Annotated in this window: 15 protein-coding genes; 8 read left to right on the top strand and 7 right to left on the bottom strand. The window is 70.1% G+C overall.

Annotated elements, in window-relative coordinates:
- The first annotated feature begins 11 nt into the window (after window positions 1-11).
- The 3 genes from DVA86_RS17910 (at window position 12) to DVA86_RS17900 (ending at window position 2,726) form a co-directional block, all read left to right on the top strand.
- Window positions 12-1,016 carry a ketoacyl-ACP synthase III gene (locus DVA86_RS17910; protein WP_208879615.1) on the top strand — a complete coding sequence of 335 codons (1,005 nt, stop codon included), beginning with the start codon at window positions 12-14 and terminating at the stop codon, window positions 1,014-1,016.
- 101 nt (window positions 1,017-1,117) lie between these two features.
- Window positions 1,118-1,366, top strand: coding sequence for an acyl carrier protein (locus tag DVA86_RS17905; protein ID WP_208879613.1), 249 nt, complete (start codon window positions 1,118-1,120; stop codon window positions 1,364-1,366).
- Between the two features lie 73 nt (window positions 1,367-1,439).
- The gene (locus DVA86_RS17900; RefSeq protein ID WP_208879612.1) at window positions 1,440-2,726 is read left to right on the top strand and encodes a beta-ketoacyl-[acyl-carrier-protein] synthase family protein; all 1,287 of its coding nucleotides are present in this window, start codon (window positions 1,440-1,442) and stop codon (window positions 2,724-2,726) included.
- 87 nt (window positions 2,727-2,813) lie between these two features.
- Here the strand turns inward: DVA86_RS17900 and DVA86_RS17895 are convergent, their stop codons facing one another.
- Together DVA86_RS17895 and DVA86_RS17890 are read right to left on the bottom strand one after the other, a co-directional pair.
- Window positions 2,814-3,680 carry an NAD(P)-dependent oxidoreductase gene (locus DVA86_RS17895; RefSeq protein WP_208879611.1) on the bottom strand — a complete coding sequence of 289 codons (867 nt, stop codon included), beginning with the start codon at window positions 3,678-3,680 and terminating at the stop codon, window positions 2,814-2,816.
- A gap of 52 nt (window positions 3,681-3,732) precedes the next feature.
- Window positions 3,733-4,227, bottom strand: coding sequence for a DUF3145 domain-containing protein (locus DVA86_RS17890; RefSeq protein WP_208879609.1), 495 nt, complete (start codon window positions 4,225-4,227; stop codon window positions 3,733-3,735).
- Window positions 4,228-4,548: 321 nt separating this feature from the next.
- Between DVA86_RS17890 and DVA86_RS17885 the strand changes: the two genes are divergently transcribed.
- The 3 genes from DVA86_RS17885 (at window position 4,549) to DVA86_RS17875 (ending at window position 7,219) form a co-directional block, all read left to right on the top strand.
- Window positions 4,549-5,472, top strand: a complete 924-nt coding sequence (locus DVA86_RS17885) for an SGNH/GDSL hydrolase family protein (protein ID WP_425470854.1) — start codon at window positions 4,549-4,551, stop codon at window positions 5,470-5,472.
- A gap of 122 nt (window positions 5,473-5,594) precedes the next feature.
- Window positions 5,595-6,368, top strand: coding sequence for an IclR family transcriptional regulator (locus DVA86_RS17880; RefSeq protein ID WP_208879607.1), 774 nt, complete (start codon window positions 5,595-5,597; stop codon window positions 6,366-6,368).
- The gene (locus tag DVA86_RS17875; protein ID WP_208879605.1) at window positions 6,365-7,219 is read left to right on the top strand and encodes an SMP-30/gluconolactonase/LRE family protein; all 855 of its coding nucleotides are present in this window, start codon (window positions 6,365-6,367) and stop codon (window positions 7,217-7,219) included. Before DVA86_RS17880 ends, DVA86_RS17875 begins: the two co-directional genes overlap by 4 nt.
- Here DVA86_RS17875 and DVA86_RS17870 read toward each other — a convergent pair.
- Window positions 7,198-7,716 (bottom strand): MarR family winged helix-turn-helix transcriptional regulator, encoded by a 519-nt coding sequence (locus DVA86_RS17870; protein ID WP_208879603.1) that lies wholly within the window; start codon window positions 7,714-7,716, stop codon window positions 7,198-7,200. The two genes, DVA86_RS17875 and DVA86_RS17870, sit on opposite strands and share 22 nt — an antisense overlap.
- Window positions 7,717-7,804: 88 nt before the next feature.
- Between DVA86_RS17870 and DVA86_RS17865 the strand changes: the two genes are divergently transcribed.
- Window positions 7,805-8,857 (top strand): NADP-dependent oxidoreductase, encoded by a 1,053-nt coding sequence (locus DVA86_RS17865; RefSeq protein WP_245996730.1) that lies wholly within the window; start codon window positions 7,805-7,807, stop codon window positions 8,855-8,857.
- A 140-nt stretch (window positions 8,858-8,997) separates the two neighbouring features.
- The gene (locus tag DVA86_RS17860; RefSeq protein WP_208879601.1) at window positions 8,998-9,426 is read left to right on the top strand and encodes an organic hydroperoxide resistance protein; all 429 of its coding nucleotides are present in this window, start codon (window positions 8,998-9,000) and stop codon (window positions 9,424-9,426) included.
- Between the two features lie 114 nt (window positions 9,427-9,540).
- Here DVA86_RS17860 and mmsB read toward each other — a convergent pair whose 3' ends face one another.
- Genes mmsB through DVA86_RS17840 form a run of 4 tightly spaced genes read right to left on the bottom strand, consistent with a single transcriptional unit; the run spans window position 9,541 to window position 14,444 of the window.
- The gene (mmsB, locus tag DVA86_RS17855) at window positions 9,541-10,785 is read right to left on the bottom strand and encodes a multiple monosaccharide ABC transporter permease (RefSeq protein ID WP_208879599.1); all 1,245 of its coding nucleotides are present in this window, start codon (window positions 10,783-10,785) and stop codon (window positions 9,541-9,543) included.
- Window positions 10,786-10,789: 4 nt separating this feature from the next.
- Entirely contained in the window at window positions 10,790-12,325 is a 1,536-nt protein-coding gene (gene mmsA / locus DVA86_RS17850; protein WP_208884829.1) for a multiple monosaccharide ABC transporter ATP-binding protein, read from the bottom strand.
- Window positions 12,326-12,342: 17 nt separating this feature from the next.
- Entirely contained in the window at window positions 12,343-13,464 is a 1,122-nt protein-coding gene (gene chvE, locus DVA86_RS17845; protein WP_208879598.1) for a multiple monosaccharide ABC transporter substrate-binding protein, read from the bottom strand.
- A 5-nt stretch (window positions 13,465-13,469) separates the two neighbouring features.
- Window positions 13,470-14,444, bottom strand: coding sequence for a hypothetical protein (locus DVA86_RS17840; protein WP_208879596.1), 975 nt, complete (start codon window positions 14,442-14,444; stop codon window positions 13,470-13,472).
- Window positions 14,445-14,524: the final 80 nt, after the last annotated feature.

The raw sequence follows: 14,524 nt of genomic DNA, 5'->3' as shown, positions 1-14,524 counted from the left end.
AGCCCGAGAGCATGACCGCCAAGATCAGGCCCGCCAAGGGCTCTCCCCACGCACGCATCCACGGCGTCGGCGGCTACCGCCCGACGCGGGTGGTGCCGAACGAGGAGATCCTGAAGCACATCGACTCCTCGGACGAGTGGATCCGTTCCCGCTCGGGCATCGTCACCCGGCACTGGGCCGGTCCGGACGAGACCGTCGCCGAGATGACGCTGGAGGCTGCGGGCAAGGCCATCGCGGACGCGGGAATCACCGCGCAGCAGGTCAGCGGCGTCATCATCTCCACGGTCTCGCACTTCAAGCAGACCCCCTCGATCGCCACCGAGATCACCCACCGGCTCGGCGCGGGCCGGGCCGCGGCGTTCGACATCTCCGCCGCCTGCGCGGGGTTCGGGTACGGGCTCACCATCGCCAAGGGCCTGGTCGTCGACGGCAGCGCGGACTACGTGCTGGTCGTCGGCGTCGAGCGGCTGTCCGACCTGACGGACCTCACCGACCGTTCCACCGCCTTCCTGTTCGGCGACGGAGCGGGCGCGGCCATCGTCGGGCCGGCCACGGAGCCGGGCATCGGCCCGACCATCTGGGGCTCCGAGGGTGACAAGCACGACGTCATCGCCCAGACCGTGCCGTGGGACGCGTACCGTGACCAGGAGGTGGAGAAGTTCCCGGCGCTCCGCCAGGAGGGCCAGACGGTCTTCCGCTGGGCGGTGTTCGAGATGGCCAAGGTCGCCCAGGAAGCGCTGGACGCGGCCGGGGTCACGGCAGAGGACCTGGATGTCTTCATCCCGCACCAGGCCAACATGCGGATCATCGACTCGATGGTGAAGACACTCAAGCTGCCGGACCACGTCACCGTGGCCCGTGACGTGGAGACGACCGGCAACACCTCGGCCGCCTCCATCCCTCTCGCGATGGAGCGGCTGTTGGCGACCGGGCAGGCGAAGAGCGGCGACACGGCGCTCCTCATCGGCTTCGGGGCGGGTCTGGTCTACGCCGCGACGGTCGTTACCCTCCCCTAGGCAAGATCCCGTTCGGACGCCGGCAACCGCCGGCGGAGAGCAAAAGAACCACAGAGCAAGCTCACAGCAAGCCAGGAACGAATCCAGAAGGAGCGCCGCACATGGCCGCCACGCAGGAAGAGATCATCGCCGGTCTCGCGGAGATCGTGAACGAGATCGCCGGCATCCCCACCGAAGACGTCCAGGAGGACAAGTCCTTCACCGACGACCTGGACGTGGACTCGCTGTCGATGGTCGAGGTGGTCGTCGCCGCCGAGGAGCGCTTCAACGTGAAGATCCCCGACGACGACGTCAAGAACCTCAAGACGGTCGGCGACGCCACCAAGTACATCCTCGACCACCAAGGCTGAGCCGGACTGTCGCCGCCCTGCGGTGGCGCCGGCTCGTCACCGCGAACACCTCAACCGTGGAGAAAGTATCCCGATGAACGCGACCCACCAATCCGTGGTCGTCACCGGTATCGGCGCAACCACACCGCTGGGTGGCGACAGTACGTCGACCTGGGAGGCACTGGTCGCCGGCCGGTCCGGAGTCGCCCTGATCGACGAGGAGTGGGCGGCGGATCTGCCCGTGCGCATCGCCGCGCGGATCGCCGTCGACCCCGCCGGAATCATCCCCCGGCCGCAGGCCCGAAAGCTGGACCGATCGGCGCAGTTCGCCCTGCTGGCGGCGCGCGAGGCGTGGGCCGACGCGGGCTACACCGGCAAGGCGGGCGAGGTGGCCTTCGGCGATGAGACTCCGGGGGCCGCTGTGGACCCGGACCGGCTGGGCACCGTCATCGCCTCCGGCATCGGCGGCGTCACGACGCTGCTCGAGCAGTACGACGTGCTGCGGGAGAAGGGCGTACGCCGCGTCTCCCCGCACACCGTGCCGATGCTGATGCCGAACGGCCCCTCGGCCAACGTCGGTCTGGAGGTCAACGCGCGCGCCGGAGTGCACACCCCGGTCAGCGCCTGCGCCTCCGGGACGGAGGCGATCGGCTACGCCATCGAGATGATCCGCTCCGGTCGCGCGGACGTCGTCGTCGCGGGCGGCACCGAGGCGGCGATTCACCCGCTGCCGATTGCGGCGTTCGGCAACATGATGGCGATGTCGAAGGCCAACGAGGACCCGCAGGGCGCCTCGCGTCCGTTCGACGTCGACCGCAACGGCTTCGTCCTCGGCGAGGGCGCCGGGGTGATCGTGCTGGAGTCGGCCGAGCACGCGGCCGCCCGCGGCGCGCGGGTGTACGCGGAGGCCGTCGGCCAGGGCATCTCGGCCGACAGCCACCACATCACCCAGCCGGAGCCCAGCGGCAACGGCATCGCGCACGCCCTGCAGAACCTGGTGGACGGCACGGACCTGAAGCCCGCCGAGGTCGCGCACGTCAACGCGCACGCGACGTCGACGCCGCAGGGCGACATCGCCGAGCTCAAGGCGATGCGGAAGGTGTTCGGGGACGACGTCGACCACATGGCGGTCTCCGCCACCAAGTCGATGACCGGTCATCTGCTGGGCGGCGCGGGCGGTATCGAGACGGTGGCGACGGTGCAGGCGCTGTACCACCGCACGGCACCGCCGACGATCAACATCGCCAGCCTCGACCCCGAGGCGGACGCCGACGTTGTCCGCGGCGAGGCACGGACGCTGCCCGAGGGCAGGATCGCGGCGATCAACAACTCGTTCGGCTTCGGCGGGCACAACGTGGTGCTCGCTTTCCGTACGGTCTGACTCCCCGGGTGGTTCCGTGCCGCAGGGCGCGGAACCACCCGTCGTACGTCCTGGCCCCGGCCGTGCCGACCGGCCGGCCGGCGGCCGTTACTCGAAGCTCGCGTAGTACGACGCGGCCATGTCCTCGCCGCCGTGTCCCCGCGCGGACGCGCGCCGGAAGCGTTCGGCTCCGGCGGCGGTGACGTCCAGCCGTACGCCCGCCGACTCCCCCGCCTCGACGATCAGCCGGGCGTCCTTCTCCGCGGTGTCGACGGCGAAGCTCGGTTCGAACCGGCCGGCCCTGATGGCATCCGACTTCACCCGCAGATAGCCCATGTCCAGCGGGCCGCCCGCGACCGCGTCCAGGAAGCCCGCCGGATCGACGCCGAGCCCCTCGGCCAGTGCCACGGCCTCCGCCACTCCGTGCGTGACGGTGAGCACCCAGCTGTTGCAGACGAGTTTGAGCCGGGTCGCGTCACCGGGGTCGCCGCTCACCCAGACCGTACGCGCGGCCACCGCGTCGAGCACCCCGCCGAGCGCCGCACGCGCCGGCTCGGGGCCGGCGGCGAGCACCGTCAACTGCCCCTTCTCGGCGGGCTCCCGGGTTCCCAGCACGGGCGCGTCGACGAAGGTGAGCTGCTGTTCGGCGGCGAACTCGGCGAGCGGACGCAGCCCGTCCAGACCCGCCGTACTGCTCTGCATCCACACCGTGCCGGGGCGCAGCGCGGGCGCGGCGGCGCGCACGGCCTCCAGGCTGGCGGGGCCGTCGTGGAGCACGGTGAGCACGATGTCCGCGGCCTCGACGGCCTCCGCGGGGGTGCCGGCGATCAGGGCGCCGTCGGCGGCCAGCGGTTCGGCCTTGGCACGCGTACGGTTCCACACCCGGACGTCGTGTCCGGCACGGCAGAGGTTGCGCGCCATCGCGGCGCCCATGATTCCGGTGCCGAGCACGGCAACTGAACTGTTCTCAGACATGGGAGCACGCTAGAGCTTCGAGTCCGCTCCAGGACAGAACACGCTCGGAGGCTCAGACGACCTGGTGCAGCCAGCGCACCGGTGCGCCCTCGCCGGCGTGCCGGAACGACTCCAACTCGTCGTCCCACGGCTTGCCGAGCAGCTTGGAGATCTCCGCTTCCAGGTCGCTCTCGCCGCGCGAGGCGCGGGCGGCGGCGGCGCGCAGCCGGTCCTCCGGAATGAGGATGTCGCCGTGCACCCCGGTGACGGCGTGGAAGATGCCCAGCTCGGGCGTGGAGCTGTAGCGCTCCCCCTCGGCCGTCGCGCACGGCTCGGCGGTCACCTCGAAGCGCAGCAGGTGCCAGCCGCGGAGCGCGGAGGCGAGCTTCGAGGCGGTGCCGGGATCGCCCTGCCAGGAGAACTCGGCGCGCCAGGTGCCGGGAGAGGCCGGCTGTCTGATCCAGTCGAGACTCACGCGTGCGCCGAGGACGCCAGCCACGGCCCACTCGACATGCGGGCACAGCGCGCGGGGCGCGGAGTGCACGAACAGAACTCCACGTGTCATCACCGGGACCTCCAGTGCGGTTCGAGGGTCGCCTTCCCCAGCGGCCTCGAGTACCTACCGGTCATGCGCCGGTTCAGCGCCTGACATTCTGCACCACCGGTCACTTGACTACCAGCTCCCGAGGTTACGAACAGTAAACACCATTGCGGTCAATTATCCCCGAAAGGGACATGAAGTGACGCGATGTAATCTTCAGTTGCGGCTTGTCCTCCGCACCCTCCCTGCTAGGGAAAAGCTACCGCGCGGCGGGCCAAGGCGAGTGACGTACCGTCGGATGGGACCGGGAATCAGCCGGAACGGACACGGAGTACACGGGGGGAACGGATGCGGGGCGCGATAGGGCACGGGGTGACGCGTACGCGTGCGATGACGGCCGCCGCGGCGGCCGGCGCGCTGCTCGTCGGCGGACTGGTGTTCAGCGCGTGTGACGGCGGGTCGGCAGACGACGGCGACGGCGCGTCGCCGGACGCCCGGCGCGCCTCCGAGGCCGCGGCGCCCAAGCAGCAGGCACGCGGCTGGAATCCGCGGCCCGACTCGATCGCGGCCGTCGGCGACTCCATCACCCGCGGTTTCGACGCCTGTTCGGTGCTGTCCGACTGCCCCGAGGTGTCCTGGGCGACAGGGACCGATCCGGTCACCAAGAGCCTTGCCGGCCGGCTCCTGGACAAGCCGGCAGGCAACAGCTGGAACCTCGCCGAGACCGGCGCCCTGACATCCGACCTGCCCGCCCAGATGAAACGGGCCGCCGCGCACGAACCGGAGCTGGTCACCGTCATGACCGGGGCGAACGACGCCTGCCGGCCGACCGTGGGCGAGATGACGCCGGTCGACGACTTCCGCGCCGACCTGGAACGCGGGATGCGCACGCTCCGCGAGGAACAGCCCCGCGCGCAGGTCTACATGGTGAGCGTGCCGGACCTGAAGCGGCTGTGGTCGCAGGGGCGGAAGAACCCGGTGGGCACGCAGGTCTGGAAGCTCGGCATCTGCCAGTCGATGCTGCGCGACCCCGATGCGATGGACAAGGCGGCCGTGCAGCGCCGGGAGCAGGTCTACGACCGGGTGGTGGCGTACAACTCGGTGCTCGAGGACGTCTGCTCGAAGGACCGGCGCTGCCGCTACGACGGCGGGGCGGTCTTCGAGTACCGGTTCACGGGCGACGAGCTGAGCGAGTGGGACTGGTTCCACCCGAGCAAGCAGGGACAGCGGACGCTGGCGCAGCTCGCGTACCGTCGGATCACCGCGCCCTGAACGGGGCGACGCCCGTACATTGCCCGGCCGCGGGGCGCTCGGTTAAGCTCTGTTCGCTATCTCGGTCATGATTCGATATCTCGAACTCCACCACTGCGCCACGCAGGGAGAGGCGGGCATCCATGGGACGTCTCGTACCGGCCGTGACGAGGGCGCTGGACATCCTCGAGCTCTTCCTCGACAGCGAGGGACCTCTCACCGCGCCCGACATCACCCGCAGACTGCAGCTGCCCCGCACGACCGTGCACGAGCTGGTCACCACCCTGTCCGCACGCGGCTATCTGGTGCCCGTACCCGACCAGCCGGGACGCTACCGGCTGGGCGTGCGCACCTACCAGCTCGGCAGCCGGTACGCGGAGCAGCTCGACCTGGCCGCGGAGGGCCGGCAGGTGGCCCGCAGCGTGGCCGAGACCTGCGACGAGACGGTGCACGTCGCGATCCTGGAAGACATGGACGTCATCTACATCGCGAAGGTCGACAGCACCCACGCCGTCCGCATGGTCTCCGCGGCGGGCCGGAAGCTGCCCGCGCACTGCACCTCGGTCGGAAAGATGCTGCTCGCCTCGCTGCCGGAGAACGAGCTGGACGCACGTCTGGCGGCGAGCGGCCCGCTGGCCGCCATGACGCCGAACTCGATCACGGAGCCCGACGCGTTGCGCGGCGCGCTCACCGAGGTGCGGGCCCGCGGGGTCGCCGTCGAGCAGCGCGAGTCCAATCCGGACGTCAGCTGCGTGGCCGCGCCCGTACGGGACTCGGGCGGGCGGGTCGTCGCGGCCATGAGCATCTCGGTGCCGATGATCCGCTGGAGCGACGAGCGGCAGGACGAGCTGGAGGCACTGGCCGTGAAGGGCGCCGCGGAGCTCTCCGGGCGGCTCGGCCACCGGGGCCGCGCGTGAGCGGGCAGCGGCCGGAGGTGGCCGTACGGGCGCAGGCCGCACTCGGCGAGGGGCCGACCTGGGACGACCGGCGGCAGCGGCTGATCTGGGTGGACATCCTGTCCGCGCGGGTGCACACCTACGACCCGGCCGACGGGAGGCGGACGGTGCTCGCCACCGAGCAGCACGTGGGCGCGGCGAAGCCGCGGGCCGGCGGCGGGCTGGTGGTCAACCTCCGTGACGGCGTGGGCTGTTACGCACCGGACGGCCGCTTCTCGTGGCTGCACCGGGAGGCGGTGCCCGGGCGGCGCGGGAACGACGCGGCCGTGGCACCCGACGGCGCGCTGTGGGCGGGCACGATGCGCTACGACGAGCGTACGGACGGGGGCTCGCTCGTCCGGGTCGCCCCCGACGGGTCCGCGGTGACGGTGCTGGACCGGGTCACGGTCAGCAACGGCACCGGATGGAGCCCGGACGGCCGGCTGATGTACTACGCCGACACCCCCACCGGCCGCATCGACGTCTTCGACGTGGACGGCGCGGACATCGTCGGACGCAGGACGCTCGCGGAACTCGAACCGGGCGCGGGACTGCCGGACGGCCTGACCGTGGACGCCGACGGATGCGTCTGGGTCGCCCTCTGGGAGGGCGGCGCGGTCCGCCGCTATACGCCGCGGGGCGCGCTGGACCGTACGGTCCGGATGCCGGCCTCGCGGGTCACCTCCTGCGCCTTCGGCGGCGCGGGGCTGACCGATCTGTACGTGACGACGGCGCGCACCGGAACGGACCCCGGCACGGAGCCGCTGGCGGGCTCGCTGCTGGTGCTGCCGGACGCGGGGCGCGGGCTGGCTCAGCCCTTCTTCGCGGGCTGATCCGCGGCGGGCCCGGCTGCTTCCGCCGGGTCCGCGGATTCCGCCGGGTCCGCGGATTCCGCCGGTTCGCCGCCCAGCATGCGCTGGAGCAGGTCGCGGAGCATTCTGCGCTCCAGCGACGTGAGCCCGGCCAGCGGCTCGCGGGCGAAGTCCAGGGCGTCCCGCAGCACGCTCACGGTGGCGCGCCCCTCTTCCGTGACGGCGGCGACCTTGACCCGCCGGTCGGACGGGTCGGGGCGCCGCTCGACGAGGCCGCGAGCTTCGAGCCGGTCCACTATGCCGGTCACATTCGACGGCTCGCACTTCAGCTGTCTCGCGATCTGGCGCATGGGCGCCGGCTCGCGCGCGAGCAGCGCGAGGACCCGCGCCTGGGCGCCGGTCAACGAGTGCCGGGCGGCGGCCAGTTCGTACTCCTCGTGATACCGCGCGACGACTGTGCCGATGAGGTCGATGACTTCGAGGGTGAGCGGGTCGGACCGACGGGTTGTGGCTGCCATGGGAATCACTCTACAGCATTACTTGACAACATGAAATATTCAGGTCATGGTTGTTTCAGTACCTGAAACACATTTGGAGGCCAGTTCCGTGACCCCGCCCCAGCCCTCCCCCGGCTCCTCTTCCGAACCGCTGCCCACGACCGGCCGTGAGTGGCACCTGACCGCCCGTCCCGAAGGCTGGCCGACCCCGGACGGCTTCGCGCTGCGCGAGGCCAGTGTCGCCGCACCCGGCGAGGGCCAGATCCTCGTGCGCAATCTGTATCTGTCGGTGGACCCGTACATGCGGGGGCGGATGAACGACGTGAAGTCGTATGTCCCGCCGTTCAAGCTCGACCGGCCCATGGACGGCGGCGCCGTGGGCGTCGTGCTGGCCTCGGAGGCCGAGGGCTTCGCACCCGGCGACCACGTGCTGCACGGCCTCGGCTGGCGGGAGTTCGCCACGTTCGACGCCCGGCACGCGGTCCGGGTGTCGGCGGAGCTGGCCCCGCTGAGCGCCTATCTCGGTGCGCTGGGCACGACGGGCCTGACCGCGTACGCGGGGCTGCTGGACATCGCCTCGTTCAAGGAGGGCGACGCGGTCTTCGTCTCGGGAGCCGCCGGCGCCGTCGGCAGCCAGGCGGGGCAGATCGCACGGATCAAGGGTGCCTCGCGGGTCGTCGGCAGCGCGGGGTCGGACGAGAAGGTCCGGCTGCTCACCGAGGAGTACGGCTTCGACGCCGCGTTCAACTACAAGAACGGCCCGGTGGCCGCCCAGCTCAAGGAGGCCGCCCCGGACGGCATCGACGTCTATTTCGACAACGTCGGCGGCGAGCACCTCGAGGCCGCTCTCAGCTCGCTCAAGGTATACGGCCGGGTCACGGTCTGCGGCATGATCGCGCAGTACAACGAGACCCAGGCGCCGCCGGCGCCGCGCAATCTCGCCCTGATCATCGGCAAGCGGCTGCGGCTCCAGGGCATGATCGTCACAGACCACACCGACATCCAGGACCGGTTCGCGGAAGAGGTCTCCGGCTGGCTGCGCTCCGGCGAGCTGAAGTACCGGGAGACGTTCGTCGACGGGATCGAGAACACTCTTGACGCGTTCCTCGGCGTGCTGAAGGGCGAGAACGTCGGAAAGATGGTGGTCCGCCTGGACAGCTGACGTGCGGCGGGCCGCCCGCCGGCCGTCCGGCCGCGGCGGCCCGCGGACGCTCCCGTCAACTCACTCATCTAGGCTCGGTGCCGGGACCTGCGGGTCGTGGGCGCGAGCCCCCAGGTCACACACCACTCAGGAGGAATTCCATGTCCATCCAGCCGATTGACGTCAAGTACACCGCGGTCGCCACGGCCGAGAACGGCCGCGACGGCCGGGTCGCCACCGACGACGGCAAGCTCGACGTCGTCGTCAACCCGCCCAAGGAGATGGGTGGCAGCGGCGCGGGCACCAACCCCGAGCAGCTGTTCGCCGCGGGCTACAGCGCCTGCTTCCAGGGCGCGCTGGGCGTCGTCGCCCGCAAGGAGAAGGCCGACATCTCCGGCTCCACCGTGACGGCCCAGGTCGGCATCGGCAGCACGCCGGAGGGCGGCTTCGGGCTGAAGGTGGCCCTGTCCGCCACGATTCCCAACGTGGACGAGGCCACCGCCAAGGATCTGCTCGAGAAGGCCCACCAGGTCTGCCCGTACTCCAACGCGACCCGCGGCAACATAGAGGTCACCCTCACCGTCAACTGACCGGGACGCCGGACGCCACGCGTCCGCCGTGCCTGCCCCGCGCCGCGCCCTGCGGGGCGGGGCAGGCCCCCGCGGTACCGGTCGGCTGACCGGGAACGCTCCGACCGGACGTCGCTACGAACCCGCTCTGCGCTTGTTCCAGACATCGAAGCCGACCGCGGCCAGCAGCACCAGGCCCTTGATGACCTGCTGGTAGTCGGTGCCGATTCCCACCAGTGACATCCCGTTGTTGAGCACGCCGAGCACCAGGCCGCCGATGACGGCGCCCAGCACGGTGCCGACGCCGCCGCTCATCGAGGCGCCGCCGATGAACGCCGCCGCGATGGCCTCGAGTTCGAACATCGTCCCCGCCTGCGGTGTCGCCGCGTTGAGACGTGCCGCGTAGACACAGCCCGCGAGGGCGGCGAGTACGCCCATGTTGACGAAGACAAGGAAGGTGACTCGCTTGTCCTTGACGCCGGACAGCTTCGCCGCGGCCTTGTTCCCGCCCAGCGCGTAGACGTGGCGGCCGATGACGGCGTTGCGCATCACGAAGCCCATGCCGATCAGGAGACCGCACATGATGAGCAGAACCACGGGCACGCCCCGGTAGCTGGCGAGCGTCATGGCGAACGCCGCGACCGCCGCGACGATGGCCACGCACTTGAGCACCCACAGGTTGAACGGCAGCACGTCCAGCTCGTACGCGAGCTGCCGACGCCGGTCGCGCCACTCCTGGAAGAGGACGAAGGCGGCCACGACCACCGCTATCAGCACGGTCAGATCATGGTAGTTGGCCAGCGGACCGCCCTCGGGGAGGAATCCCTGGCTGATCTTCTGGAAGCCCTGCGGGAAGGGCGAGATGGACTGCCCTTCCAGCACGATCTGGGTGGCGCCCCGGAAGAGCAGCATGCCCGCGAGCGTCACGATGAAGGAGGGAATCCCGATGTAGGCGATCCAGAAGCCCTGCCAGGCGCCGGCGAGGGCGCCGATGAGGAGCGAGATCACCAGGGCGAGCGGCCAGGGGAAATCGTGCTTGACCATCATCACGGCCGAGAGGGCGCCGACGAAGGCGACCACCGAGCCGACCGACAGGTCGATATGGCCGGCGATGATGACGAGCATCATCCCCATCGCCAGGATCAGGATGTAGCTGTTCTGCTGGATGATGTTGGAGACGTTGACCGGTTGCAGCAGCGTGCCCTCGGTCCAGATCTGGAACAGCACGACGATCAGGGCGAGCGCGATCAGCATGCCGTACTGCCGCATGTTGGTGCGTATGGTCCCCTGCAGCGCCTCGATCAAGCCGTGCCGGGAGCTGCCGGGCCCGGAGCCTGGAGCTGGGGCCGCTGGCTGTTTCTGGGTGGTGCCCGTGCTCATCTCTCTACCCTCTGTCCATGGTCATGTGGCGCATCAGCACTTCCTGGCTGGCTTCCGCACGAGGGATGTCGCCGGTCAGGCGTCCCGCGGCCATCGTGTAGATCCGGTCGCACATCCCCAGCAGTTCCGGAAGTTCGGAGGAGATAAAGATGACGGCCTTCCCCCGGGCCGCGAGCCGGTCGATGACCGTGTAGATCTCGTACTTCGCTCCAACGTCGATGCCGCGCGTCGGCTCGTCGAGGATCAGCACGTCGGGGTCGGCGTGGATCCACTTGCTGAGCACGACCTTCTGCTGGTTCCCGCCGCTGAGGCGGCCGACCTTCTCGAAGACCGTGGGCGCCTTGATGTTCATCGACGTGCGGTACCGCTCGGCGACCCGGCGCTCCTCGTGCTCGTCGACGACGCCGCGGCGTGCGAGCTTCGGCAGGGAGGCCAGCGAGATGTTGCGGCTGATGTCGTCGATGAGGTTGAGGCCGAACTGCTTGCGGTCCTCGGTGACATAGGCGATGCCGTGCTCCACCGCCTCGGGCACCGTACGGGTGCGGATCTCGCGACCGCCGAGGGTGACGGTGCCGCCCGCGTACTGCCCGTAGCTCCGGCCGAAGACGCTCATCGCCAGTTCGGTGCGGCCCGCGCCCATCAGCCCGGCGACACCGACGATCTCCCCGCGGCGCACCTCGAGGGAGACGTCGTCGACCACCTTGCGGTGGTGGTCGATATGGTGCCGCACCGTCCAGCCGTTGATGCGGAGCGCCGTCTCCCCCGCGTCCTCGCCGGTGTAGTGGGTGCGTTCGGGGAAGCGGTGGTCCAGGTCGCGGCCCACCATGCCCCGGATGATGCGGTCCTCGGAGACCTCGGGCTCGGCCGTCGGGCCGTCCCGCACGGTGAGCGTCTCCACGGTCCGCCCGTCGCGCAGGATCGTGACCGAGTCGGCGACCCTGCGTATCTCACCGAGCTTGTGGGAGATGACGATGCAGGTGATGCCCTGGTCGCGCAGTTCGCGGATCAGCTCGAGCAGCGTCTCGCTGTCCTCGTCGTTGAGCGCCGCGGTCGGCTCGTCCAGGATCAGCAGCTTCACCTCCTTGGACAACGCCTTGGCGATCTCGACCAGTTGCTGCCGGCCGACCCCGAGATCGGCGATGCGTGTCTGCGGCTTCTCCGGCAGCCCGACCCGTTCGAGCAGCCGGGTCGCCTCGCGCATCGTCTCGTTCCAGCTGATGACCCCTTTGGAGGCGTACTCGTTGCCGAGAAAGATGTTCTCCGCGATGGAGAGGAAGGGCACCAGGGCGAGTTCCTGGTGGATGATGACGATGCCGCGCCGCTCGCTCGCGCCGATGTCCTTGAACCGGCACGGCTCGCCCTCGAAGTGGATCTCCCCTTCGTAGCTGCCGTGCGGGTGCACTCCGCTGAGCACCTTCATCAGGGTGGACTTGCCCGCGCCGTTCTCGCCGCAGATGGCGTGGATCTCGCCCTGGCGCACCTCCAGCTCGACACCGGAGAGCGCCTTGACCCCGGGAAAGGTCTTGGTGATCGAGCGCATTTCCAGGATCGGCCGTGTCACTTGAGCTGCCCGGCCTTGTAGTAGCCCTGGTCGACGAGCATCTGGGTGTTGGACTTGTCGACGCTCACCGGGTCCAGCAGGTAGGAGGGGACGACCTTCTTCCCGTTGTCGTAGCTCTTGGTGTCGTTGACCTTGGGCTTCTTGTCGTTGAGCACGGCGTCGGTCATCGCGACGGTCTGCTTGGCGAGTTCGCGGGTGTCCTTGAAGACCGTCTGCGTCTGCTGGCCGCGGAGGATGGACTTCACGGAGGCGAGTTCGGCGTCCTGCCCGGTGATGACGGGGTACGGCTTGGACTCCGTGCCGTAACCGGTGCTCTTGAGCGCGGAGATGACGCCGATGGAGATCCCGTCGTAGGGCGAGAGCACCGCGTCGACGCGGGCGGACCCGTAGTTCTTGGACAGCAGGTCGTCCATGCGCTTCTGCGCCGTGCCGCCGTCCCAGCGCAACGTGGTGACCTGGCTCATCTTCGTCTGCCCGCTGCGTACGGTCAGCTGCTTGCGCTCGATGTACGGCTTGAGGGCGCTCATCGCGCCGTCCCAGAAGTACTTGGTGTTGTTGTCGTCGGGCGATCCGGCGAAGAGCTCGACGTTGAACTTCTCGTCGCGGGCCTTCTCCAGCTCCAGCTTGTCGACGATGTACTGCCCCTGGAGCTTGCCGACCCGCTCGTTGTCGAAGCTGGCGTAGTAGTCGACGTTCTCGGTGCCGGTGATGAGGCGGTCGTAGGAGATGACGGGGATGTCCCGGTCCTTGGCCTGGCTCAGCACGTTGGTCAGCGCGCTGCCGTCGATCGCCGCGATCACCAGGGCGTCGTGCCCCTTGGAGATCATGTTCTCGATCTGCGCGACCTGGTTCTCGACCTTGTCGTCGCCGTACTGGAGGTCGGTCTCGTAGCCCTTGGCCTCGAACTGCTTCACCATGTTCTTGCCGTCGGCTATCCAGCGTTCCGAGGACTTGGTGGGCATGGCGATGCCGATGGTCGCGTCCTCGGCACTGCCCTTCTTCTCGTCGCTGCCGCCCTCGCTCTGCTGACCGCAGGCGGTCGCCGCGAGGGACAGGGCGAGCAGGGTTCCGGCGGCGGTGGTGGCGCGCCGTGCGTACGGGCTTCTCGAGCTGCGCATGACTGTCAGTTCCCTTCGTTGGCGGGGGCGGGGAAGCGGTCGAGCGGTCCGGGCAGTCGTGAGCCCGGTGGTGACATCCCGGTGTCGGCGCCGAGCCGGGCGAGCAGGTCGAGGGCGAGGCGCCCGCGGCGTACGCGCTCGCGCGCGGTGTCGAGCGTGATGTCGCGCAGGTGGGCGCCGTACGGGTAGATGCCGGGCGCCTTGCTGAGGCCGAACTTGAGGTACACGGGCGCCGCACGGCGGATCAGCTCGGCGACGTCGTACATCCGCACGTAGCCGCCGAGGTCGTCGGGGGACTCGACGTAGAGGTCCGCGGGCGCGCGGCTCACGCGGCGGATCTCCGTGAGGTGCTCCAGGGTGAGGTCGGAGGGGATGTTCACGGAGTCGGCGCCGAGCCGCTCGTGGACCGCGTACGAGGCGGGGTTCACGGGCCCGGTCAGCGCCGACACCTTGAGGGTGGTGTCGGCGGGCAGCAGCCCGGTCGTACGCATCCGGTGCAGCGTCCACAGCACGCCCTCGTCGGCCACCAGCAGGCAGCGGACGCCGAGTTGGGTGGCGCGGACCGCGTCCTCGACGCATCCGGCGAGTCCGTCGTGACCGCGGGTGCGGAGCCCGGCGCCGCCGGAGGGGGTACGGGTCGCGGCGCCGATGTCCCAGGTGCCGCGCGGGCCGGTGAACAGGCAGAGTTCGGCGCGGTGTTCGGCGCAGGCGGCGACCATCTCGGAGATCTCCGCGTCGGTCAGCATCCACACGCCGCTGCCCTGGCTGATGCGGTGCACCGGGACGTCGAGGTGGTTGGCCTCCTTGAGGACGGCCTCCAGCGCCTCGGGCCCTTCGACGGACGGGATCTCGGTACGCCAGGCGCCGCCGTCGGGGAAGCGGTGGGGCGAGGTGTCGGCGGGGTCGGGCGCCGGGGCCGGGAGGCCCAGGGTGGTGAGCGCGGGTTCGCCGGGGCGGCGGCCGGTGGGAGGGGTCGTCACGGCACTCCAGGTGTCGGGCAGTTGGGCGGATGGGTTCGGGGAGTGGGTTCGAGGAGTGGCTTGGGGAGTGGCTTCGGGAG

It is taken from the genome of Streptomyces armeniacus (genome assembly GCF_003355155.1).
GTDB lineage: Bacteria > Actinomycetota > Actinomycetes > Streptomycetales > Streptomycetaceae > Streptomyces > Streptomyces armeniacus.
This window is presented reverse-complemented; position numbering and strand designations above follow the sequence as displayed.

Bases quoted from the DNA above. Each gene is read 5' to 3' on its own strand.
- mmsA (WP_208884829.1), bottom strand. From the start codon at position 12,325: ATGCGCTCGATCACCAAGACCTTTCCCGGGGTCAAGGCGCTCTCCGGT.
- DVA86_RS17910 (WP_208879615.1), top strand. From the start codon at position 12: ATGACCGCCAAGATCAGGCCCGCCAAGGGCTCTCCCCACGCACGCATC.
- mmsB (WP_208879599.1), bottom strand. From the start codon at position 10,785: ATGAGCACGGGCACCACCCAGAAACAGCCAGCGGCCCCAGCTCCAGGC.
- DVA86_RS17900 (WP_208879612.1), top strand. From the start codon at position 1,440: ATGAACGCGACCCACCAATCCGTGGTCGTCACCGGTATCGGCGCAACC.
- DVA86_RS17885 (WP_425470854.1), top strand. From the start codon at position 4,549: ATGCGGGGCGCGATAGGGCACGGGGTGACGCGTACGCGTGCGATGACG.
- DVA86_RS17895 (WP_208879611.1), bottom strand. From the start codon at position 3,680: ATGTCTGAGAACAGTTCAGTTGCCGTGCTCGGCACCGGAATCATGGGC.
- DVA86_RS17880 (WP_208879607.1), top strand. From the start codon at position 5,595: ATGGGACGTCTCGTACCGGCCGTGACGAGGGCGCTGGACATCCTCGAG.
- chvE (WP_208879598.1), bottom strand. From the start codon at position 13,464: ATGCGCAGCTCGAGAAGCCCGTACGCACGGCGCGCCACCACCGCCGCC.
- DVA86_RS17905 (WP_208879613.1), top strand. From the start codon at position 1,118: ATGGCCGCCACGCAGGAAGAGATCATCGCCGGTCTCGCGGAGATCGTG.
- DVA86_RS17870 (WP_208879603.1), bottom strand. From the start codon at position 7,716: ATGGCAGCCACAACCCGTCGGTCCGACCCGCTCACCCTCGAAGTCATC.
- DVA86_RS17860 (WP_208879601.1), top strand. From the start codon at position 8,998: ATGTCCATCCAGCCGATTGACGTCAAGTACACCGCGGTCGCCACGGCC.